20 protein-coding genes are annotated in these 22,108 nt (G+C 75.1%); 7 read left to right on the plus strand and 13 right to left on the minus strand.

Going from position 1 to position 22,108, the window contains the following annotated elements:
• Positions 1–126: 126 nt before the first annotated feature.
• Both IG74_RS0136440 and IG74_RS0136445 read right to left on the minus strand, forming a co-directional pair.
• The gene (locus tag IG74_RS0136440) at positions 127–2,550 is read right to left on the minus strand and encodes a serine/threonine-protein kinase (protein ID WP_030686113.1); all 2,424 of its coding nucleotides are present in this window, start codon (positions 2,548–2,550) and stop codon (positions 127–129) included.
• Between the two features lie 221 nt (positions 2,551–2,771).
• Entirely contained in the window at positions 2,772–3,596 is an 825-nt protein-coding gene (locus tag IG74_RS0136445; RefSeq protein ID WP_030686115.1) for a VOC family protein, read from the minus strand.
• 324 nt (positions 3,597–3,920) lie between these two features.
• Between IG74_RS0136445 and IG74_RS0136450 the strand changes: the two genes are divergently transcribed.
• Positions 3,921–4,568: a TetR family transcriptional regulator gene (locus IG74_RS0136450; protein ID WP_030686118.1), complete on the plus strand. Its 648-nt coding sequence runs from the start codon at positions 3,921–3,923 to the stop codon at positions 4,566–4,568.
• A gap of 173 nt (positions 4,569–4,741) precedes the next feature.
• Here IG74_RS0136450 and IG74_RS0136455 read toward each other — a convergent pair whose 3' ends face one another.
• Together IG74_RS0136455 and IG74_RS0136460 are read right to left on the minus strand one after the other, a co-directional pair.
• The gene (locus IG74_RS0136455; RefSeq protein ID WP_051856168.1) at positions 4,742–5,272 is read right to left on the minus strand and encodes a nitroreductase family deazaflavin-dependent oxidoreductase; all 531 of its coding nucleotides are present in this window, start codon (positions 5,270–5,272) and stop codon (positions 4,742–4,744) included.
• Positions 5,272–6,591 carry an acyl-CoA dehydrogenase family protein gene (locus IG74_RS0136460; RefSeq protein WP_030686124.1) on the minus strand — a complete coding sequence of 440 codons (1,320 nt, stop codon included), beginning with the start codon at positions 6,589–6,591 and terminating at the stop codon, positions 5,272–5,274. The genes IG74_RS0136455 and IG74_RS0136460 overlap by 1 nt, the downstream gene beginning before the upstream one ends.
• Positions 6,592–6,737: 146 nt before the next feature.
• Here IG74_RS0136460 and IG74_RS0136465 point away from each other — a divergent pair, with 146 nt between their 5' ends.
• From IG74_RS0136465 to IG74_RS0136475, 3 genes are all read left to right on the plus strand, one after another.
• On the plus strand, positions 6,738–7,922 hold the full coding sequence (locus tag IG74_RS0136465) for a thiolase C-terminal domain-containing protein (RefSeq protein ID WP_030686126.1): 1,185 nt from the start codon (positions 6,738–6,740) through the stop codon (positions 7,920–7,922).
• A gap of 121 nt (positions 7,923–8,043) precedes the next feature.
• The gene (locus tag IG74_RS0136470; RefSeq protein ID WP_030686129.1) at positions 8,044–8,712 is read left to right on the plus strand and encodes a pyridoxine/pyridoxamine 5'-phosphate oxidase; all 669 of its coding nucleotides are present in this window, start codon (positions 8,044–8,046) and stop codon (positions 8,710–8,712) included.
• Complete coding sequence (locus IG74_RS0136475) at positions 8,709–9,227, plus strand: GNAT family N-acetyltransferase (protein WP_234334565.1); 519 nt, start codon at positions 8,709–8,711, stop codon at positions 9,225–9,227. The genes IG74_RS0136470 and IG74_RS0136475 overlap by 4 nt, the downstream gene beginning before the upstream one ends.
• A gap of 17 nt (positions 9,228–9,244) precedes the next feature.
• Here IG74_RS0136475 and IG74_RS0136480 read toward each other — a convergent pair whose 3' ends face one another.
• From IG74_RS0136480 to IG74_RS54300, 3 genes are read right to left on the minus strand one after another with little or no spacing between them, the layout of a single operon-like run.
• Complete coding sequence (locus IG74_RS0136480; RefSeq protein WP_030686134.1) at positions 9,245–10,129, minus strand: GNAT family N-acetyltransferase; 885 nt, start codon at positions 10,127–10,129, stop codon at positions 9,245–9,247.
• The gene (locus IG74_RS0136485; protein WP_051856171.1) at positions 10,089–10,568 is read right to left on the minus strand and encodes a Zn-ribbon domain-containing OB-fold protein; all 480 of its coding nucleotides are present in this window, start codon (positions 10,566–10,568) and stop codon (positions 10,089–10,091) included. Before IG74_RS0136485 ends, IG74_RS0136480 begins: the two co-directional genes overlap by 41 nt.
• Positions 10,565–10,699 carry a hypothetical protein gene (locus tag IG74_RS54300; protein ID WP_267885630.1) on the minus strand — a complete coding sequence of 45 codons (135 nt, stop codon included), beginning with the start codon at positions 10,697–10,699 and terminating at the stop codon, positions 10,565–10,567. Before IG74_RS54300 ends, IG74_RS0136485 begins: the two co-directional genes overlap by 4 nt.
• Positions 10,700–10,865: 166 nt before the next feature.
• On the opposite strand from IG74_RS54300, the gene IG74_RS0136495 reads away from it, so the two are divergent.
• Together IG74_RS0136495 and IG74_RS0136500 are read left to right on the plus strand one after the other, a co-directional pair.
• Positions 10,866–12,059, plus strand: a complete 1,194-nt coding sequence (locus IG74_RS0136495; protein ID WP_030686141.1) for a flavin-containing monooxygenase — start codon at positions 10,866–10,868, stop codon at positions 12,057–12,059.
• 482 nt (positions 12,060–12,541) lie between these two features.
• Positions 12,542–14,767, plus strand: coding sequence for an acetate--CoA ligase family protein (locus IG74_RS0136500; RefSeq protein ID WP_030686143.1), 2,226 nt, complete (start codon positions 12,542–12,544; stop codon positions 14,765–14,767).
• A 34-nt stretch (positions 14,768–14,801) separates the two neighbouring features.
• On the opposite strand, the gene IG74_RS0136505 is transcribed toward IG74_RS0136500, so the two are convergent.
• On the minus strand, positions 14,802–15,824 hold the full coding sequence (locus IG74_RS0136505) for a GlxA family transcriptional regulator (RefSeq protein ID WP_030686144.1): 1,023 nt from the start codon (positions 15,822–15,824) through the stop codon (positions 14,802–14,804).
• A gap of 59 nt (positions 15,825–15,883) precedes the next feature.
• Here IG74_RS0136505 and IG74_RS0136510 point away from each other — a divergent pair, with 59 nt between their 5' ends.
• Positions 15,884–17,203, plus strand: coding sequence for an MFS transporter (locus tag IG74_RS0136510; protein ID WP_030686147.1), 1,320 nt, complete (start codon positions 15,884–15,886; stop codon positions 17,201–17,203).
• A 3-nt stretch (positions 17,204–17,206) separates the two neighbouring features.
• Here IG74_RS0136510 and IG74_RS0136515 read toward each other — a convergent pair whose 3' ends face one another.
• The 5 genes from IG74_RS0136515 to IG74_RS0136535 all read right to left on the minus strand — a co-directional run bounded on the left by IG74_RS0136515 (position 17,207) and on the right by IG74_RS0136535 (position 22,064).
• Positions 17,207–17,809 (minus strand): flavin reductase family protein, encoded by a 603-nt coding sequence (locus IG74_RS0136515; RefSeq protein WP_078869352.1) that lies wholly within the window; start codon positions 17,807–17,809, stop codon positions 17,207–17,209.
• A gap of 153 nt (positions 17,810–17,962) precedes the next feature.
• The gene (locus IG74_RS0136520; protein WP_030686152.1) at positions 17,963–18,754 is read right to left on the minus strand and encodes an enoyl-CoA hydratase/isomerase family protein; all 792 of its coding nucleotides are present in this window, start codon (positions 18,752–18,754) and stop codon (positions 17,963–17,965) included.
• 55 nt (positions 18,755–18,809) lie between these two features.
• On the minus strand, positions 18,810–19,859 hold the full coding sequence (locus IG74_RS0136525; RefSeq protein ID WP_030686154.1) for a Zn-dependent alcohol dehydrogenase: 1,050 nt from the start codon (positions 19,857–19,859) through the stop codon (positions 18,810–18,812).
• A gap of 10 nt (positions 19,860–19,869) precedes the next feature.
• Positions 19,870–21,075 carry an acyl-CoA dehydrogenase family protein gene (locus IG74_RS0136530; protein ID WP_030686155.1) on the minus strand — a complete coding sequence of 402 codons (1,206 nt, stop codon included), beginning with the start codon at positions 21,073–21,075 and terminating at the stop codon, positions 19,870–19,872.
• Positions 21,076–21,083: 8 nt separating this feature from the next.
• Entirely contained in the window at positions 21,084–22,064 is a 981-nt protein-coding gene (locus IG74_RS0136535; RefSeq protein ID WP_030686157.1) for an SDR family NAD(P)-dependent oxidoreductase, read from the minus strand.
• Between the last annotated feature and the right edge of the window lie 44 nt (positions 22,065–22,108).

Raw genomic sequence — 22,108 nt, forward strand, 5'->3', positions numbered from 1 at the left:
GAAGGCTTGCCGGAGATCCCCGTCCCGGGTGGGGGTGGGTGGGTGGGTGGGACCGCCCCGGGTGCGGGGGCTGGGCCCGGTGAGGGCAGGGCCAGGCCCGGAGGGGGCAGGGCCGGGCCCGGGGTGTCAGCGGGCTGTGGCTGTGCCTCGTTCCGCGTCCAGGGCGTAGACGCAGCGGTCCTTGCTGCACGCGTACACCACCCCGTCCCGCACCACGGGCGCCCCCGTGATCTCGCCGCCGGTGGCGAGCTTCCAGCGGAGGCGGCCGTCGTCGGCCTTGAGGGTGTAGAGGAGGTGGTCGGTGGCGCCGAAGTGGATGCGGCGGTCGGCGACGACCGGGGAACCGACCACCTCGCCGCCCGCCTGGAAGCGCCACTTGGGGGTGCCGGTGACGGCGTCGAGGGTGTAGAGGCCCTTGCCGCTGCCGACGTGCACGTGGCCGTCCGCGACCAGGACGGGGTCGACGGATGAGCGGGACTCGGTCGCGATGCGCCAGCGGTCGCGGCCGTCCGTGGCGTCGAGGGCGTACACCGTGCCCAGGTAGTCGGCGAGGTACACGCCGCCGCCGGTGACGGCGGGACCGGGCGCGAAGGCGGGCGGGGAGAGGAACACGGCGGGCGCCTCGAAGTGCCAGCGCACGTGCCCGGCCGCGACATCCAGGGCGAGCACGCGCGTACCCGCGGCCACGTACACGAAGCCGTCGGCGGCCTGGGTCACGCGGACGGGCACGCCGCCGCAGGACGCGGCGTCGCCGATGGGGTACGACCAGCGCTCGATGCCGCTGCGGGCGTCGACGGCGCGGAGCCGGGCGTCCTTCCAGACGTACACCGTGCCGTCGCGGATGACGGGCGCGGCCTCGGGCGTCTCGAACTCGGTCTGGGCGCCGGTGATCTCCCACAGCTTCTCGCCGTTGGCGGCCTCCCAGCCCTGGACGCCGCCGCCGCGCGTCGCGGTGACGACGGTGCCCCGGTCGGCCTGGAGCGCGTACACCCAGGCGTCCGTGGACAGGCGCCACAGGTCGGCGCCGTCGGCGCCGTCGAGGGCGTACAGGGTGGGCCCGTCGGACGCGTGGATGCGGCCGTCCGCGACGGCCATGGACCAGGCGACGTCGCGGGTCTTGAAGCTGCGCCGCCCGGTGCCCACGTCGAGGGCGTGGACCTCGAAGGAGGTGACGTAGACGAGGTTCCCGGCGACGGCGGGGGTGCCCCACACGTCGTTCGACATGCGGAACCGCCAGGGCCGCCAGGAGCCGCCCGCGGCGGCCCCCGCGCCGGTGGGCGCGGCGGCAGGACCGGTGCCGTTGGCGCGCTGCGGTGCCGGTACGGGCGCCGAGGAGCGGGACCAGGACCCGGCGAGCCCGGACGGCGGCGGCACCACGGCGGCGCGGGCCTCGGCGACCCGGGGCCCGGGCCCGATCGGCACCTGGGCGCCCGCGAGCTGCACGGGCCCGGTGTCGGGCACGCCCCCGTGGAAGGGGGCGTGGGAGGCGGCGTGCGAGGGCGTGGAAGGGACCGCCTGCGAGGGGGCGTGCGCGGGCATGGCGGGCGCCTGCCGCGGCGGGGGCGGCATGGAAACGGGCGCGGACGCGGCCCCGGCGCGGCTGTTGCGCCCGGCGGAGCCCGCGGTGGCGGCGGCGCGCGCGGGCGGCCGTCCGCCGCGCCGGGCCTCGATGAGGGCCACGGCCCGCTCGGGCAGCCAGGCGGACGCGGTGCCGCTGTCGTCGCCGGAGCTCTCGGAGGCGAACAGGTGCGGGGCGAGCTGGGCCTGGAGGTCGGCGGGGGTGGGCCGCAGCGTGGCGTCCATCTGCATGCAGGACTCGATGAGCGGCCGCAGCTCGTCGGGCAGACCCTCCAGGTCCGGGCCCTCGCGGAGCAGCATGAAGACGGTCTCGACGGGGTTGGCGCCGTGGAACGGCGCGTGCCCGGTGGCGGCGAAGACGAGGGTGGAGCCGAGCGAGAAGACGTCGCTCGCGCCGGTGACGCTGCGGGAGTCCTTCGCCTGCTCGGGCGACATGTAGGCGGGGGTGCCGACCGCGACGTTCGTCATGGTGAGGCGGGTGTTGGAGACGCCGGACGCGATGCCGAAGTCGATGACGCGCGGGCCGTCCTCGACGACGAGGACGTTGGACGGCTTCAGGTCGCGGTGCACGAGGCCCGCGCCGTGGATGGACTCCAGGGCCTCGGCGACCCCGGCGGCGAGCCAGCGTACGGCCTGGGTGGGCAGCGGCCCGTGCTCGTTCACTATCTCTTCGAGCGAGGGCGCGGGCACGTACGCCGTGGCGAGCCAGGGCACGGCGGCGCGCGGGTCGGCGTCCACCACCGCGGCCGTGTAGAAGCCGGACACGGCGCGCGCGGCCTCCACCTCACGCGTGAAGCGGACCCGGAACAGCTGGTCCTCGGCGAGTTCCGTCCGCACCGTCTTGATCGCCACGCGCCGTCCGGACGCGGAGCGCGCGAGATACACGAGCCCCATGCCGCCGGCACCGAGCCGCCCAAGGACCTCGAACGGGCCGATCCGCCGCGGATCGTGCTGCGTCAGCTGGTCCACCACTTGCCTGCCACCTCCCCGTACCCGGCCACCGTTCCTGAGCGGCCTCGTGCAGCGTCTCACCACCGAGCCGCTCGGGCGGCACGCACCCTGATTCTTCCTGTCCCGGGCGATGGTTGCGAACCCGGGGCAACATCGGGATGTTTCCGTACAAAAGCCGCACGAGGGGACCGGATGGGGGACTTCCGTCCCGGGCGGAGAGCTTCCGTCCCGGATGCCGGACTTCAGTCCTGGAGGATGCCGAAAGTCGCCCCTTGGTTGTCGACGAGGACGGCCACCCTCCCGTACTGCATGTCGAACGGCTCGGTCCGGACCCGTCCGCCGAGGCGTCGCGCCGCGGCGGCCGTCGCGTCGCAGTCGGCCACGCTGAAGTAGCTGAGGAAGTGCGCGGGCATCTCCGCGGGCACGGACCCCGACATCACGGCCCGGCCCCCGATCGCGGTCTCGGGCCCGGCCTCGACGCCCTCCGGCGACCAGGTGCGGAACTCCTCGCCACCGGCCTCACCACCGGCCTCACCACCGCCCTCGCCCCCCGCGTCGCCGCCGATCTCGACGTCGTAGACGCCGTACGCGAAGACCGACTCGTAGAACGGGTCCACCGCGCTCTTGTCGCGTACGTACACCTCGGTCCAGCAGTAGGCGCCCGGCTCCCTGAGCCTTCCGAAGCCGGGGTGGCGCCCCGCCTGCCAGAGGCCGAAGACCGCGCCCTCGGGGTCGGCCACGAGGCCCATCGTGCCGAGGGCGCCCACCGGAACCGGCTCCGTGATCACCTGCCCGCCCGCGGCCGCGACCCGGGCGGCGGCCGTGGCGGCGTCGGGGGTCGCCAGATAGACCGTCCAGGTGGTCGGCATGCGGCCGTCCGGCTTGGGGGCGAGCGCGGCGACGGGTTCGCCGTCGAGCAGGGCCTGGACATGGGGCCCGTGCCCGACACCCGCGCCCGCGCCCGCGTCGAAGGTCCACCCGAAGAGCTCACCGTAGAAGCGCTTGCCGCCCTCCACGTCGGGCAGCATCGCGTCCACCCAGCAGGGGACGCCTTCCGCGAATTCCATAGAACCGTTTCCTCAGCTCTAGAACCGTTTCCTCAGCTCTTGCCGCCGGACGGCCCGGAGGGCCTTTCCCGCGGCTCCCCACGGCTTCCCGCGGCTTCCTGTGGCTCTTCGTGACTCCGTGTGGCTTCCGTCACAGTCAAGCTAACCGCCCGTCCGGGACCGCGCAGCCCGCCAAATCGAACACTTGGCCAATTCATTTCGGACGGCGCACACCTCCGTCCCCGGGCGCACTCCGAACCCCCTCCAGCGCCCCTGTGCCACCGCTCCAACCCCATTTGCACTCGGCCGAATCGCGCTCCGATCACCCCTCGGTAAGCTGACGGCATGACAGGACAGGTACGAACCGTCGACGGCCGAGTGGCCGGTCGACGCGGTCAGGCGACACGTCAGAAACTGCTCGACTGCCTGAGCGAGATGCTCAGCTCCTCGCCCTACCGCGACGTGAAGGTCATCGACGTCGCCCGGAAGGCGGGCACTTCACCGGCGACGTTCTACCAGTACTTCCCGGACGTCGAAGGCGCCGTCCTGGAGATCGCCGAGCAAATGGCCACCGAGGGCGCTGAGTTGACCCACCTCCTCGAGGGCCGCTCCTGGGTCGGCAAGGCAGGCTGGCAGACGTCGCAGGACCTCGTCGACGGCTTCCTGGAGTTCTGGCGGAAGAACGACGCGATCCTCCGGGTCGTCGACCTCGGCGCCGCCGAGGGCGACAAGCGCTTCTACAAGATCCGGATGAAGATCCTCAATTCGGTGAACAACTCCCTTGCGGACACCGTCAAGGAGCTCCAGTCCAAGGGCAAGGTCGACAAGGACGTGAGCCCCGCCGCGATGGCCGGCTCGCTGGTCGCGATGCTCGCCGCGGTCGCGTCCCACCAGCGCGGATTCCAGACGTGGGGCGTCAAACAGGCCGAACTGAAGCCGAACCTGGCCGTGTTGGTCCATATGGGCGTCACGGGCAAGAAGCCCACGAAGTAGCGGCGGCAGCCCCGAACAGTCCTGTCACCCCGGCGCGGCCACCCGGGCCGCGCCAGACGGGGCTGCGCCCCTTTCTCCCCTTTGTCGCCGCACTCCTCCGGCTTTCCCTGGCTTCCCCCGGCTTCCCCCGGCTTCCCCCGGCGCCCCTTCGGGCCCCCCTTCCCGGTTCGCCCTCAATCGCCGGACGGGGCCCCTTCCCGCGATTCCCGCGATTCCCGCGATTCCTCCGGTTCCCGCCGTTCCAGGCGGAACACCCGTATCTCCCGGTCCACCCGCGCCTGGTACGCCGCGTACGGCGGCCAGAACTCCAGGGCGGCGGCCCAGGCGCGGGCCCGCTCGTCGCCGGTGAGCAGCCGGGCCCGCACCGGTACGTCCCGGCCGCGCCAGCTGATCTCGGCCTCCGGATGGGCCAGCAGATTGGCGGTCCACGCGGGGTGGGCGGGCCGCCCGAAGTTGGAGCCGACGAGCAGCCAACTCCCCTCCCGCCACGGCACGCAGGCCAGCGGCGTCCGCCGCGCGAGCCCGCTCCTGGCGCCCCGCGCCGTGAGCACGAGCCCCGGCAGCATGCGCGCGCTCAGCAGCACCCTGCCGCGCGTGAGCCGGTGGACCGCGCGGTCGACGGCGGGCACCACGTGCGGGGCGACCCGGGCGAAGGCGCGGGTCGCCGACACCCTCCGTACGAACCGGACGCCGGGCGCGGCCATCAGACCGCCTCCCCCTCGACCCGGCCCGTGCCGTCCACCCGAACGGGCGCCCGCCCGGGGCCACCCACGGGTGCCGCGGTGTCGGGGTGCCCCGCGAACAATCCGGCGCGTTCGGCCGCGTGCGCCCGCAGCCGGTGCGCGGGGCCGAAGAGCAGCTCGTCGCCCGACGCCCGTTTGAAGAACAGGTGCGCGTCGTGCTCCCAGGTGAAGCCGATGCCGCCGTGCAGCTGGACGGCCTCGGCCGCCGCCGTCCGCAGCGCGTCGAGGGCACACGCGAGCGCGATCCCCGCGACCGGCCCGGCGGACGCCGCCCCTTCCCCGTCCGCCGCTTCCCCGTCCGCCGCTTCCCCGTCCGCCGCTCCCGCCGCCCACGCCGCGTAGTACGCCGCCGACCGTGCCGCGCACACCGACACGTACACGTCCGCGAGGCGGTGCTTCACCGCCTGGAACGACCCGATCGGGCGGCCGAACTGCTCGCGCTCCCCGACGTGCCCGAGGGTGCGCGCGAGCGCCTCGTCCGCGGCACCGACGGCCTCGGCGGCGAGCACGGCGGCGGCCCGCTCCCCCACGTCCGCGAGGGCCGTGAGCACCTCGGCGCCCGCGCCGTCGCCGTCGCCGAGCAACTCCGCTGGTACGTCCCGCAGTTCGAGCCGGGCCTGTGCGCGCGTCTCGTCGAGGGCGGTCCGCCGGGTGCGGACGAGCCCGGTGGCGTCGCCCCGTACGAGGAACAGCAGGGTGCGCGAGCGGGCGAAGCCGCCGGTGTGCGCGGCGACGAGCAGAAGGTCCGCGCTGTGCCCGTCGAGGACCTGGTCCACCTGCCCGTACAGCCGCCAGGACCCGGTGGCGGCGGTGGCCTGGACGCCGCCCGCGCGACCGCCGCCCGCCCAGTCGCCGCCGTTGTCGCCGGTGAGGCCGAGCGCGGTGCCGAGCGCCGCCCCGGGCACGGCGAGGGCGGCCGTCAGCCCGCCGGACGCGACCCGCGGCAGGAGCGCGGCCCGCTGCCGGGCGGTGCCGAGCCGGAGCAGCAGCGGCGCGGCGAGCGCGGCGGTGGCGAACAGCGGCGAGGGCGCGAGCGTCCGGCCGAGCTCCTCCCCCGCGAGGGCGAGTTCGGTGACCCCGCAGCCCACGCCGCCGTACTCCTCGGGCAGCGCGAGCCCGGCCAGGCCGAGCCGCCCGGCGAGGACTTCCCAGAGCGCGGCGTCGTACCCGACGGGGGTGCGCACGGCGGCCCGGACGCCCTCGGCGGCCCGGCGCTTGGTGACGGCCTCGCGCACGGCGCGGCGGATCTCGTCCTGCTCCACGGTGCAGGCGGCGTCCATCGGCGGGCTCCTCCCCGGGCTGCACACCCGTATCTGACGAACCGTCATGTACGACGGCGGGGCGACATGCTAGGACCGCGCGGGGCAGATGCCCAGGCCCGCGACGGCCTCCCGTCACCCACCGGATCTGATGTACCGTCAGATCCATGCCGAGCCCCTCGCGCACAGGAACCCGGAAGGTCGCCGTCGTGGGGGTCGCCCTCGCCGACTGCGGCCGCGTGGACGACGTCACGCCCTACGCCCTGCACGCCCAGGCCGCGCGCCGGGCGCTCGCCGACGCCGGGCTCGGCCGGGACGCCGTGGACGGGCTCGCGTCGGCGGGCCTCGGCACGCTCGCGCCCGTCGAGGTGGCCGAGTACCTGGGGCTCCGCCCGCGCTGGGTGGACTCCACCGCCGTGGGCGGCGCCACCTGGGAGGTCATGGCGGCGCACGCGGCGGACGCGATCGCCGCCGGGCACGCCGACGCGGTCCTGCTCGTGTACGGCTCGACGGCCCGCGCGGACGTCAAGGCGGGCCGCCGCACCGGCAACCTGTCGTTCGGGGCCCGCGGCCCGCTCCAGTTCGAGGTCCCGTACGGGCACTCGCTGATCGCCAAGTACGCGATGGCGGCGCGGCGCCACATGCACGAGTACGGCACCACGCTCGAACAGCTGGCGTCCGTGGCGGTGCAGGCGCGGGCCAACGCGGCGACCAACCCCGAGGCGATGTTCCGCGAGCCGATCACGGTCGACGACGTGCTCGGCGGGCCCATGATCGCCGACCCGTTCACCAAGCTGCACTGCTGTCTGCGCTCCGACGGAGGCTGCGCGGTGCTGCTCGCCGCCGAGCACCTCGTGCGCGACTGCGCGCCCCGGCCCGTCTGGGTCCTCGGCACCGGCGAGCACGTCTCGCACACGGCCATGTCCGAGTGGCGGGACTTCACCGTCTCGCCCGCGGCGGTCAGCGGGCGGCTCGCGTTCGAGCGGGCCGGGGTGCGGCCCGCCGACGTCGACGTGGCGCAGATCTACGACGCGTTCACCTACATGACCCTGGTGACCCTTGAGGACCTGGGGTTCTGCGCGAAGGGCGAGGGCGGCGCGTTCGTGGAGAAGGGGCGGCTGCTGCGGGGCGGCGAGCTGCCGACCAACACCGACGGCGGCGGGCTCTCCGCCCAGCACCCCGGCATGCGGGGCCTGTTCCTGCTCGTGGAGGCGGTGCGGCAGCTGCGCGGCGACGCGGGCGAGGGCCGCCAGGTCCGGCGCGCGGACGGCCGCGTCCCGGAGCTCGCGGTGGCCTCCGGCACGGGCGGGTGGTTCTGCTCGTCGGGGACGGTGGTGCTCGGCCGCGGCTGAGGGAAGCGCCCCAAAGGGGGCGCGGGGAACTGCGCTCCCAGCCCCTACGGACGCGCAGGCGACCGACGGGGCACCGGGGCAGTTCCGGCACAGCGCCCAGCGTTCAGCGCACAATCGAGCCATGACGACGACGGAAGACTTTCGTGACCTGCTCAGATCCCAGAAGGTGTGGAACACCGAACTCCCCGCCTTCGACCCGGCGGCAGCCCCCGACGCGCCGCTCGGCCTCTTCCACCGCTGGTTCGCCGACGCGGTGGCCGCGGGCCAGACCGAGCCGCACACCATGACCCTGGCGACCTCGGACGGGGCGGGCCGCGCCGACGCGCGCACCGTCATGCTGCACGACGCCGACGCGGCGGGCTGGCACTTCGCCTCGCACGACATCAGCCGCAAGGGCCGCCAGCTCGCGGGCACGCCGTACGCGGCCCTGCACTTCTACTGGCCCGCCCAGGCCCGCCAGATCCGGCTGCGCGGCCCGGTCGCCGTCGCCCCGCACACCGAGGCCCTCGCGGACCTGCACGCGCGGACGACGGGGGCGCTCGCCGCGGCACTCGTCGGACACCAGAGCGAAGTCCTCGGCTCGCGCGCCGAGTTGACGGCGGCCTCGGAGGCCGCCTGGGACCGGGCGGCGGAGCGACCGGACGCCGACGCGCCGAGCTGGACGCTGTACGTACTGGCCCCCGATGAGGTGGAGTTCTTCCAAGGGGACGCCCGACGGCGGCACGTGCGCCTGCGGTACCGGGCGGCGGAACAACAGGGGGCCTGGCTGAGGGAGTTGCTGTGGCCGTGACCGAAGAGGAAGGCGTGACCGGAGAGGACGCCGGTCTCGTACTGCGCCCCGCGCGCCCGGAGGACGCGGCGGCGGTCGCCCGGATCTGGCACGCGGGCTGGAGCGACGGCCACCTGGGGCACGTGCCGGAGGCGCTCCTCACGGTCCGCACCCCGCAGTCGTTCGTGCTGCGCGCCCCGCGCCGCGTCGACGACACGGTGGTCGCGCTCGTCGACGGGGCGCTCGCCGGGTTCGTGATGGTGGTCGACGACGAGGTCGAGCAGGTCTACGTGGCCGCGGCACACCGGGGCACGGGCGTGGCGGTCGCGCTGCTCACCGAGGCCGAGCGCGTGGTCGCCGCCAAGGGCCACCGGCGCGCGTGGCTCGCGGTCGTCGACGGCAACGCCCGCGCCCGCCGCTTCTACGAACGCCACGGCTGGCGCGACGAGGGCCTCTTCGAGTACTTGGCGGCGAGCGCCAGCGGCCCCATCCGCGTCCCCTGCCACCGCTACGTGAAACAGATCACCGCGCCGTAGCCCGCCACCACCCGGCGTCACCCGGTGGCGGTGAACGTGCGCTGCGCGAAGTCGCGGACGGGCCGGTAGCCGACCCGCTGGTAGACGCCGTTGCTGGTGGGGTTGGCGAGGTCGGTGAAGAGCAGCACCTCCTGCGCGCCCGCCGCCAGGGCGGCCCCGCTGACCTCCGCGGTCACGGCCGCCGCGTACCCGCGGGCGCGGTGCCCGGCCGGGGTGTAGACGGGCGCGACGCGGACCTGCCCGGCGATGAGCCGGTTGACCCCGGCCATGGAGACGGGCGTTCCGTCGGGCGTCTCCCAGAGCGTGACACCGCCGTACGCGAGCCGCGCGTCGACCCACTCCGCCGGGTCCATCAGGGCCCGCTCCCCGATGTCCTCGGTGAACGCCCGGTGCCAGCGGGCGAGCAGCTCCCGGTCGGCGGCCGCGGCGATCCGCGCGGCGCCGGGCGGTGCGGGAGCGGGCGGCGCGAGCGTGCCGAGCCGGTACAGGCGCTGGCGCAGGTTCTCCTCGGACGCGGCCCCGGTGTGCCGCTGCCAGGCCCGCGCGAAGCCCGCGGCGGTGGCCCGGTCGGACATCACCCCGGGCAGGCCGGGCGCGATCCGGACCAGCTCCCCGGCGAGGGCGTCGAGGGCGTCCTCCTCGCCGGCCGCGAGCGGGCTGAGCGCGACGCGGTGCGGCGGCGTGCGCAGGAAGGCCCCGCGCACCTCCGCGCCCCGGACGAGCCAGCCGAAGACGGGGTCCCCGTCGCCGTACACGTGCGGGCCCCGCCTGCGGAGCGTGTCGGCCACGGTGAGCAGTGCCGTGTTCAGGGCCGGTTCGGCATGCAGGAAGGCGTGGGCGCGGTCCAGGAACTCGGCGGGGTCAGCGGTCAGTTGCCAGCGGGCGCGGGCGGTGGTGGTCATGGGAGATGATCCCACCGTCGCCGGGTTCGAACACCGGTACCGCGAGACCCTCCCCGGCCTCGCGGAACGCGACCCGCAGGGCCATGCCGACCCGTAGGTCCCGCGCCGCGCAGCCCACCACCTCGGTCATCATCCGCGGGCCCTCCGCGAGGTCGACGACGGCGGCGGCGTAGGGGACGCGGGCGTCGAAGGGGGGCAGGTCGTTGCGGTGGACGACGGACCAGGTGTAGAGGGTGGCGCGGCCGCAGGAGCGCTCCCAGGTGACGTCCTCGCTCCAGCAGTGGGGGCAGAACTCGCGCGGGTAGTGGTGCGCGCGCCCGCAGCCGGGCGCGTGGCAGCGGCGGACAAGGAGGTGTCCCTCGGCGGCCGCGTCCCAGTAGGTCCGGGTGAAGGCGTCAACTTCGGGGAGGTCGAAGCGGGGTCGTCCGCCGGCCGTCATCGGCCGGGCCCCGCGCCCCGCTCGAACCAGCCCTTCTCGACCGGGTGCCGTCGCTCCTCCGGCCGCCGCGGACCGGGGCCGGAGCGGGGCGTGGCGGGCTGTGCGGTGCCGCCGGGGCAGTTGGTGTCCATGCGGGAGTCTCTCCTGATCAGCGGGGTCGAGGAGGCATACCTGATGGGGTGTCAGTTCAGCGCAACGGTCAGCCCGCGCGCAAGAGGCCGTCGCACGTGATCAATTCGCAACCGGTTTCGGACTTGTCCGTCACCCATCAAGTGACGGCGTGGTTACTCTCCCGTCATGGCCGACTCGAACCCACCACCCCCCAGCCCCGACCGGCCCCTCCCGGACAGACCAGGACCGGCCCGGCCCGTGTACGTCATCGGCGGCGGCCCCGGCGGTCTCGCCGTCGCGGCCGCGCTGCGCGCACGCGGCGTACGCGCCGTCGTCCTGGAGAAGTCCGACCGCGTCGGCGCGACCTGGCGCGGCCACTACGACCGCCTCCGCCTGCACACCACGCGCCGGCTCTCCGCGCTGCCGGGCCTCGCCATGCCGCGCTCGTTCGGCCGCTGGGTCGCCCGGGACGACGTGGTCCGCTATCTGGAGAAGTACGCGGAGTACCACGAACTGGACGTCGTCACCGGCGTCGAGGTGACCCGTCTGGAGCGCACCGCCGGTGACGGGGGCTGGCTCCTGCGGGCCACCGGGGGGCGCGAGCTGAACGGCCGCGCGGTCATCGTCGCCACCGGCTTCAACCACACCCCGCACGTCCCCGACTGGCCGGGCGCCGACACCTTCACCGGCGACCTCCGGCACGCCTCCGGCTACCGCGAGCCCAGCCCCTACACCGGCAAGGACGTCCTCGTCGTCGGCGTCGGCAACACGGGCGCGGAGATCGCCGTCGACCTCGCGGAGGGCGGCGCGGCCCGCGTCCGGCTCGCCGTGCGCACCGCCCCGCACATCGTGCGCCGCTCCACCGCGGGCTGGCCCGCGCAGCGCTCCGGCATCCTGTGCCGCAGGCTCCCGGTGCCGGTGGTCGACCGGCTCGGCCGCGCGATCGCCCGCGTCAGCGTGCCCGACCTGTCCGCGCACGGCCTGCCGCGCCCCGACACCGGCCTGTACTCGCGCGCCCGCGACGGCGCCATCCCGGTGCAGGACGTCGGGCTCGTCGACGCCGTGCGCGCGGGCCGGGTCGAACCCGTCGCCGCCGTCGAGGCCTTCGAGGGCGGCAAGGTGCTCCTCGCCGACGGCAGCCGCGTCGGCCCCGACGCCGTCATCGCCGCCACCGGCTACCGCCGCGCCCTGGAGCCGCTGCTCGGCCACCTCGGCGTCCTCGACCCCCGCGGCCGCCCCCGCGCGCACGGCCCGCGCACCGCCCCGGAGGCCCCGGACCTGTACTTCACCGGCTTCACCAACCCCATCAGCGGCATGCTGCGGGAACTGGCCAGGGACGCGGACCGGATCGCCCGCGCGGTGGCGCGGTCGTCGGCCTAGCAGCCGGGGGCGGAGTCCACTGCGGTACGGGAGCGCCCCGAAGGGGGGCGGGGCTGTGCTCATGTGCGGCTCCGCCGCGCGGGCGCGACCGGCCACGACGCCCCCGCGGACAATCGACGGCCCGGCGCGGCAATGCGGGCGAAGCGCCTGGGCACCCACGCCCCGGGCACCCGTGCGCAACCGGCCAGTTGCCCGAGGCGCTCTTGGCAGGCGGCGCTTTGTGCGGTTCCGTGGGAGGGCGGGTGCGCAGCCGTCGCAGCGGCCCCACGCGCCCCGCCGGGCGGAGCCCTGCCGCGCACCGGACGCGCGGACCGCCGCCCGCCACGGACTTTGCCCGCAGCACCATTCCTGACAGGCCGTCAGTTCAGTAATCTGACTAAGCGTCAGTTTCGAGTTCCGGCTCTGTCGCAGCCGCCCTCGGCCCCCGTCCACCGGGGCGCGGGGCGGCCCAGTCGTCGCTGTCACAAGGAGCGGGCGTACCGATGCTTGGATCGACGTACGGCACCTTCACCTCCGACCCCCGCCGCGCACGCGCCGTCGCCTGCGGCAGCCTCCCCGCCGCCACCGTCCACGGCCGTGCCGCCACCCCCGGCGACCTGGACGTCAGCGGGCGCCCGCTGTACGCGGAGACCCCCGACCTCGACCGCTTCTTCCGGCCGGAAACCGTCGCCGTCATCGGCGCCTCCGACGCCGAGGGGCGGCCCCACACCGGCATCACCCGCAAGCTCGTCGACTGGGCCGAGCGCGTCGGCGCCCGCCTCCACCCCGTGCACCCCAGCAGGACCGCCGTCTTCGGCATCCCCTGCGCCCGCTCGGTCGCGGACCTGCCGGGGCCGGTCGACGTGGCGGTCGTCCTGGTGCGCGACCCGCTGCCCGTCGTCGAGGAACTCGCCGAGGCCAAGGCGAGGTTCGCGGTGGTCTTCGCGTCCGGCTTCGCCGAGACCGGCGCGGCGGGCGCCGCCGCGCAGGCCCGGCTCGCCGCCGCCGTGAGCCGCTCGGGCCTGCGCCTGCTCGGCCCGAACACCAACCTCAACGCCTTCGAGGAGTTCCGCGAGGACCTCGAAGGCCCCGCCATCGCCCTCATCACCCAGTCCGGGCACCAGGGGCGCCCCCTGTTCACCCTCCAGGAGCTGGGCATCCGCCTCTCCCACTGGGCGCCCACCGGCAACGAGGCCGACCTGGAGACGGCCGACTTCGTGTCGTACTTCGCCGAGCAGCCGGACGTCGGCGCCATCGCCGCGTACGTGGAGGGCCTCAAGGACGGCCGCGCCTTCCTGCTCGCCGCCGACCGGGCCGCCCGGCGCGGCGTCCCGGTCGTCGCCGTGAAGGTCGGCCGCACCGAGACCGGCGCCCGCACGGCCGCGTCCCACACCGGCAAGCTGACCGGCACCGACACCGTCGTGGACGCGGCGATGCGGCAGTTCGGCGTGATCCGCGTCGACGGACTCGACGAACTCCAGGACACCGCGGCCCTGTTGGCCCGCGCCCGGCCGCCCCGCGCGGACGGCGTGGCCGTCTACTCGATCTCCGGCGGCACCGGCGCGCACTTCGCCGACCTGGCGACGGCGGCGGGCCTGAGCCTGCCGACGCTCGCGGAGCCCAAGCAGACCGAGCTCCACCAGTGGATCCCGCACTACCTGAACGTCTCCAACCCCATCGACAACGGCGGCCACCCCGTCGGCGACTGGCGCGGCCGGAAGATCATCGACGCGATCCTGGCCGACCCGGCGATCGGCGTCCTGATCTGCCCCATCACGGGCCCGTTCCCGCCGATGAGCGACAAGCTGGCCGAGGACCTGGTCGCCGCGGCGGCGGAGACGGACAAGCTGGTCTGCGTGGTCTGGGGCTCCCCGGTGGGCACGGAGGAGGCCTACCGCACCACGCTGCTCGGCTCGTCCCGCGTCGCCACCTTCCGCACCTTCGCCAACTGCGTCACGGCCGTGCGCGCCTATCTGGACCACCACCGCTTCACCACCGCCTACCGCTCCCCCTTCGACGAGGCCCCGCGCACCGCCTCGCCCTCCTACCGCAAGGCGCAGGCCCTGATGCGCCCCGGCCAGCTGCTCAGCGAGCACGCCGGGAAGCAGCTCCTTCGCGCGTACGGCATCCGCGTGCCGCGCGAGCAGCTCGTGACCAGCGCGGCGGGGGCCGTGCGCGCCGCCGGGCAGGTCGGCTACCCCGTCGTCATGAAGGCCTCCGGCGCGCACATCGCCCACAAGACCGAACTCGGCCTCGTCCGGATCGGCCTGACCTCCGCGAGCCAGGTCCGCGACGCCTACCGCGACCTCACCGACATCGCCCGCTACGAGGACATCGACCTGGACGGCGTCCTGGTCTGCCAGATGGTGGAGCGCGGCGTCGAGATGGTCGTCGGCGTCAGCCAGGACCCGCTGTTCGGCCCCACCGTGACCGTGGGGCTCGGCGGGGTGCTCGTGGAGGTCCTGCACGACACCTCGGTCCGGGTGCCGCCCTTCGGCGAGGACCAGGCCCGCGCGATGCTCGACGAACTGCGCGGCCGGGCCCTCCTCGACGGGGTGCGCGGGGCGCCGCCCTCCGACCTGGACGCCCTCGTCGAGGTCGTCCTGCGGGTCCAGCGGATGGCTCTCGAACTGGAGGGCCAGCTGGCGGAGCTGGACATCAACCCCTTGATGGTCCTCGGCCGCGGCCAGGGCGCGGTGGCCCTGGACGCCCTCGCGCGCTGCGGGTGACCGCGGGCGCGGACCCGGTCCCGGACGGACGGGGTCAGCCCTCGTCCGCGGCCCGGAACGTGCGGCGGTAGGCGGTCGGCGTCACGCCCAGGACCGACTGGAGGTGCTGGCGCATCGACTGGGCCGTGCCGAAGCCGGACTCGCGGGCGATCCGGTCGACGGAGAGGCCCGTGGACTCCAGGAGGTGGCGGGCCCGTTCCACCCGCTGCCGGGTGAGCCACTGGCCGGGGCTCACGCCGACCTCCTCGCGGAAGCGGCGGGTGAAGGTCCGCACCGACATCGCCTCCTGCTCGGCCAGGTCGCGCAGCTGGATCGGCTCGTGGAGGCGGCCGAGCGCCCAGGCCCGCGCGGAGGTCGTCGTCGCCAGCTGCGGCTCGGGCACCGGGCGCTGGACGTACTGCGCCTGCCCGCCGTCGCGGTGCGGCGGTACGACGGTGGAGCGGGCCACCTCGTTGGCGACGGCCGCGCCGTGGTCGCGGCGCACCACGTGCAGACACAGGTCGAGCCCCGCGGCGACCCCGGCGGAGGTGAGCACGTCGCCGTCGTCGATGAACAGCACGTCCGCGTCGACGTCGACGCGCGGGAAGAGCCGCTGGAAGTGCTCGGCGTGCGCCCAGTGCGTGGTCGCCGGGCGGCCGTCCAGGAGCCCCGCGGCCGCCAGGACGTAGCCGCCCGTGCAGATCGACACCATGCGGGTGCCGGGACGCACGCGCGCGAGGGCCGCGGCCAGCTCGTCGGTCAGCCGGCCCTCCTCGTACACGGGGCCCAGCTCGTGCGAGGCGGGCACCACGACCGTGTCGGCCGCGGCGAGCGCCTCGGGCCCGTGCTCCACGACCACGTCGAAGTCCGCGTCGGTGCGGACCGGCCCGGGCGGCCGTACGGAACAGGTCACGACCTCGTACAGGCGCCGCCCTTCGGCGTTCCGCGCGCGGCCGAAGATGCGCTGGGGAATGCCCAGCTCGAAGGGGATGACGCCGTCCATGACGAGGACGGCGACGCGGTGCGGGGCCGGTGCCCGCCGCTCCCGCCCGCCCCTGCTCACCCGCCGCTCGGCCATGGCCCGATCCTAGCGAACGCTGTCCCCTCGGCCACTCGATCGCGCCGGACCAGGACCGGATGCTGGCTGACGTGACCCAGACAACCGAGACCTCCGCACGGGCGGACGGCACCGAGCGGCCCCCGCACGGCCGGGGGCGGCGGGTGCCGCGCGTCCACCGCGCCTGGTTCGTCGCCGCCGTCACCTTCGTGACGATCATCGGCGGCGCCGCCTTCAACTCCCTGCCCGGCCTGCTCATCGACCCGCTGCACGAGGAGTTCGACTGGTCCCGGGGCGAGATCGGCCTCGCGGTCTCCGTCGACATGGCCCTGTACGGGCTCACCGCGCCGTTCGCCGCCGCGCTCATGGACCGCTTCGGCATCCGCAAGGTCGTCGTGTCCGCGCTCGGCCTGGTCGCGGCGGGCGCGCTGCTCAGCGTGTGGATGACCGCGAGCTGGCAGCTGATGCTCTACTGGGGCCTCCTGGTCGGCCTGGGCACCGGGTCCATGGCGCTCGCCTTCTCCGCGACCGTCACCAACCGCTGGTTCGTCGAGCGGCGCGGCCTGGTCACCGGCATCCTGACGGCGGCGGGGGCCTCCGGGCAGCTGGTGTTCCTGCCGCTGTGCGCGTGGATCGTGGACGAGCACGGGTGGCGGCCCGCGTCCGTGACGGTCGCGCTCGCCGCGCTCGCCGTGGTGCCGTTCGTGTGGCTGCTCCTGCGCGACCACCCCGCCGACGTCGGACTCGCCCCGTACGGCGGCGAGTTCACGCCCAAGCCGGAGCCGACGCGGGGCGCCGCCGCGCGGACCCTGCGGGTGCTGTTCGACGCGGCGAGGACCGGCCCCTTCTGGCTGCTCGCGGGCACCTTCGCCATCTGCGGGGCGTCCACCAACGGCCTGGTGCGCACGCACTTCGTGCCGTCCGCGCACGACCACGGCATGCCGGTCACCGCCGCCGCCTCGCTGCTCGCCGTGATCGGCGTCTTCGACGTCGTGGGCACGATCGCCTCCGGCTGGCTCACGGACCGGTTCGAGGCGCGCCGGCTCCTCGCCGTCTACTACGCGCTGCGCGGCGTCTCCCTTGTGTTCCTGCCGATCCTCCTCGCGCCCAGCGTGCACGTGCCGATGCTGTTCTTCATCGTCTTCTACGGGCTCGACTGGGTGGCCACCGTGCCGCCCACGCTCGCCCTGTGCCGGGAGCACTACGGGGCCGACAGCGCGATCGTCTTCGGCTGGGTGCTCGCCTCGCACCAGGTCGGCGCGGCACTCGTCGCCTTCCTCGGCGGCGTGGCCCGGGACGTCTTCGGCTCGTACGACGTGGTCTGGTACGCGTCCGGCGGGCTGTGCGCGGCCGCGGCGCTGATGGCCCTCGTGATCCGCCGCGGCACGCCCGCGGCCTGAGGCTCAGCCCAGGCGGCCGCGGTGGAACAGCAGCGGGGCCGCCTCCCCTTCGGCGGCGTCCAGGGCCTCCACCCGGCCGACCACGATGAGGTGGTCGCCGCCGGTGTGCACCGCGTGCACGGTGCAGTCGACCCACGCGGATACGCCCGCCAGGCGCGGGGCGCCCGTGACGGGCGCGGCGTCGTAGGTGACCCCCGCGAACTTGTCGGCGCCGCTGACCGCGAACGCCCGGCACAGGTCCGCCTGGTCCGCGCCCAGGACGTTCACGCAGAAGACGCCCGCGCGCGCGATGCGCGGCCACGTCGTGGACGTACGGGCCACCATGAAGCAGACCAGGGGTGGGTCGAGGGAGAGCGAGGAGAAGGACTGACAGGCGAAGCCCGCGGGCGCGTCACCAGGGGCCGTGACCACGGTGACGCCGGTCGCGAAGGTACCGAGCACACGGCGGAACTCAGCCGCGTCGAGCGGCGCGCGCTCGCCCTCGCGGACGGCCCGCAGCCGGGGCCGTGGCACGACGTCGCCCGCCGCGGCCGTAGGAGCCCCCACCGACCTGAGATAGCGAACGACCGTGGCCGCCATGCCCGCATGTCCCATCACGCCCCCCATTGAACCTGACACACCGTCAGATGTGAAGGGGCCGGGGAGAGCACCCCCAGGTCCGAGCGGGAAGCGCCCCGAAGGGGCGCGGGGCTGTGTCTATGTGCGGCTCCGCCGCGTGGGCGCGACCAGCCAGCAACGACCCGCAGGTTCGACACCCCGCTAGCGCCCCTCAAAAGTCGGGGTACGGCGCTCCACGAAGCTGCTGATGCCCTCCTGGGCATCGCGAGTCGCCATGTTGATCTCCTGCGCGGCGGCCTCCGCCGCGAGCGCCGTGGCGCGGCCCGAGTCCAGCGACGCGTTGACGAGCTGCTTGGTGAGGGCGAGGGCCCGGGTGGGCCCGGCGGCAAGGCGCTCCGCCCAGGCGCGGGCGGTCTTCTCCAGGTCCGCGTCCGCCACCACGCGGTTGACCAGGCCGAGCCGCTCCGCGTCGGCCGCGGCGAGCGCGTCGCCGAAGAACATCAGCTCCTTCGCGCGCTGGGGCCCGACGAGCCGCGGCAGCAGATACGCCCCGGCGCCGTCGGGGACGAGGCCCCTGCGGGCGAACACCTCGATGAACGAGGCCGATTCGGCGGCGAGCACCAGATCGCAGGCCAGGGCCAGATGGGCGCCGATCCCGGCGGCGGTGCCGTTCACGGCGGCGACGACGGGCTTCTCGCAGTCGAGGACCGCGGTGATCAGCCGCTGGGCCCCGTCGCGCAGGGTGCGGGCGATGTCCCCCGCGACGCGCTCGCCCCCGGCGGCCGTACCGCGCAGATCGGCGCCCGCGCAGAAGGCCCCGCCACTGCCGGTGATCACGACGGCCCGCGCGGCCGGGGTGCGGGAGGCCTCGTCGAGCAGGCCGATGAGGTGGTCCCGGTCGGCCGGGGCGAGCGCGTTGCGCACCTCGGGCCGGTCCAGGGTGATCCAGGTGACGTGGTGGCTCGTGGTGTGGTGGATACGAGGGTCGGCCATGAGGTTCCTCTCTGGAGGGGGCGAGGGTCGGCTGGGGCACGGGAGCGCGGCCGCCTCAGAACACCACCACCGCCCGCGCCACCCGCCCCGCCTCGGCGTCCGCGCGGGCCCGCGCGAACTCCTCGACGCCGTACGTCCGCGTCACCAGCTCGTCGAGCAGCAGCCGCCCCGCCAGATAGAGCTCCGCGTACAGCGCGAAGTCCCGCTGCGGCCGGGCCGCCCCGTACCGGCAGCCGAGGATCGACTTGTCCAGGAACAGCGACGAGACGACGAACGACGCCTCGGCGGTGGCCTGCGGCATCCCGAGGAGCACCGCCTGCCCGTGCCGGTCCAGGAGGTCCACGGCCTGCCGGACGAGCTCCACCCGGCCCACGCACTCGAAGGCGTGGTCGGCACCGGTCGGCAGGACGTCCGCCACGCCCTGCGCCGACGGCAGGAAGTGCGTGGCGCCGAACCGCCGCGCCGCCTCCTCCTTGGCCGGGTTCGCGTCGACGGCCACGATGGGCCGCGCGCCCGCGATCCGCGCGCCCTGGAGCACGTTGAGCCCGATGCCGCCGGTGCCGATGACGACGACGGAGTCCCCGTACGCGACCCGGGCCCGGTTGAGGACCGCGCCGACGCCGGTGACCACCGCGCAGCCGATGAGCGCGGCGGACGCCAGCGGGATCTCCTTGGGGATCCGCACGGCCTGCACGGCCTTGACGAGGGTCCGCTCGGCGAAGGAGGAGTTCGCCGCGAACTGGTACAGCGGGGTGCCGCCCCGCGCGAACGGCTGCCGGGGCATTCCGATCGCCTTGCGGCACATGGTGGGCCGACCCCGGTGGCACTCGGCGCACGCCCCGCAGTTCGCGATCGTCGACAGGGCCACGTGGTCGCCAGGGACGACGTGCGTGACGCCGGGCCCCACGGCCTCCACCACGCCCGCGCCCTCGTGCCCGAGCACCACCGGCACCGGGAACGGGATCGTCCCGTCGAGCACCGACAGGTCGCTGTGGCAGAGCCCGGCCGCCGCGACGGCCACAAGCACCTCGCCGGGCCCCGGGTCCCGCACCTCCAGGTCGTCGACGACCCGCACGCTCCGCCCGTCGAACACCACGCCCCTCATCGCACGCTCCTCACCGAGGCCCCCTGGCCTCTCTCGGCAGGCCGAGCACGCGCTCGGCGATGATGTTCCGCTGGATCTCGTCGGAGCCGCCGTAGATCGTGTCGGCGCGCGAGAAGAGGAAGAGCCGCTGTGCCGCGTCGAGTTCGTAGGGGGCACCGGCGGTCCAGTCGCCGGGCCCGGCCGCGGCGAGCGCCCCGCGCACCCGCACCGCGACCTCCCCGAGCCGCCGGTGCCAGCCGCCCCACAGCAGCTTCGCGACGCTGGGCGCGCCCGGGTCGGCGCCGCCGAGGGTCCGCAGCGCGTTCCACCGCATGACCCGCAACTCGGCCCAGAGGCCGACCAGTTGCTCCCGCAGTACGGGATCGCGCACGGCCCCGTCGCGCACCGCGTCCCGGACGACGCCCGCCAGCTCCTGCGCGAAGCCGATCTGCTGGGCGAGCGTGGACACCCCGCGCTCGAAGCCGAGCAGCCCCATCGCGACGCGCCACCCCGCGCCCTCGCCGCCGACGACGTGTGCGGCACGCGCGCGTGCCCCGTCGAAGAAGACCTCGTTGAACTCGGCCGTCCCGGTCAGCTGCCGGATCGGCCGCACCTCGATCCGCCCCGGCTGATCCATCGGCACGAGCAGGAACGAGAGGCCCTCGTGCCGCCGCGCCCCGGCGGCCCCGGTGCGCGCGAGCACGAAGCACCAGTCGGCCTCGTGCGCGAGCGAGGTCCAGATCTTCTGGCCGCTGATCCGGTACGCGTCCCCGTCGCGCTCGGCGACCGTGCGGACGCCCGCGAGGTCGGAGCCCGCGCCCGATTCGCTGTACCCCTGGCACCAGAGGGTCTCCCCGCGCGCGATGCCCGGCAGGAACGCGTCCCGCTGCTCCTGGCTCCCGTACGCGAGGAGGGTCGGCGCGAGCAGCTTCTCGCCGATGTGGCCGCAGCGCCCGGGCGCCCGCACGCGCGCGTACTCCTCGGCCCACACGACCTGCTGGGTGAGCGAGGCCGTACGGTTGCCGTACGCGCCCGGTGCCGTGTCCCAGCCGATGCCGATCCAGCCGCCGCGCCCCAACTCCCGCTCCCAGGCCCTGCGCGGGCCCGGGTCCTCGTGCTCGCCGCCGGGCCCGCCGCGCCCCGCGGCCGCCGCGAAGCCGCCGGTCAGATGCCCGTCGAGCCACTCCCGCGCCTGGGCCCTGAACGCCTCGTCCGCGGGCCCGAATGCGAAGTCCACGGCCGGGCCTAGGCGGTGGGGTCCGACGCGGACCGCCCGGCCGGGCCTTCGGGCGGGGCGCCGGACGAGGCGGCAGGGCCCGCGTTGGGCCGCGCGCCCTCCGCCGCCGCCCGCGCCATCGCCTCCACCCGCTCCAGGAGCGGCATCGGGTCGGTGCCCACCGCGGTGGGCAGCAGGTCCGCGATCCGCTCGGGCGTCCAGCCGCCGTCGGCGTACGCGGCCCGCAGCTCGCGCGGCTGCGCCCACACCGCGATCTTGGGCCCGGCGACGGTGTACACCTGCCCGGTGATCCGCTCGTCCCGGGCCCGGTCGCTCAGCAGGTACACCACGAACGCCGCGACGTCCTCCGGCTCGCCGATCTCCGTCAGCTCCATCGGTACGTTCGCGGACATCCGGGTGCGCGCCACGGGCGCCACCGCGTTGGCGGTCACGCCGTACTTGTGCAGGCCGAGCGCGGCGCTGCGCACAAGCGAGATGATGCCGCCCTTGGCCGCGCTGTAGTTGGCCTGCGACACCGAACCCTGGTGGTTGCCGCTGGTGAAGCCGACGAGGGTGCCGGAGCGCTGCGCGCGCATCACGGCGGACGCGGCCCGGAAGACGGTGAAGGTGCCCTTCAGATGCGTGGCGAGGACCGGGTCCCACTCCCGCTCGGTCATGTTGAACAGCATCCGCTCGCGCAGGATCCCGGCCACGCACACGGCCCCGTCGAGCCGCCCGTAGACGGAGCGGGCCACGTCGACGACGCGCTGTCCGCCCGCCATGGTGGAGATGTCGTCGGCGACGGCCACGGCCTCGCCCCCGGCCGCCTCGATCTCCTTGACCACGGCCTCCGCCACCTCGCTCGCGGGCTCGCCGCCCTCGATCGACACCCCGTAGTCGTTGACGACGACCTTGGCGCCCTCGGCCGCCGCGGCGAGGGCGACCGCCCTGCCGATGCCGCGCCCGGCGCCCGTCACGGCGACCACCTTGCCTGCCAAGAAGTTCCCCACACCGGCCCCTTCCCGCGGTTTCTGACGGACCGTTAGATTCTATG

The organism is Streptomyces sp. NRRL B-1347, assembly GCF_000720325.1.
In the GTDB taxonomy this organism is placed as follows: Bacteria; Actinomycetota; Actinomycetes; order Streptomycetales; family Streptomycetaceae; genus Streptomyces.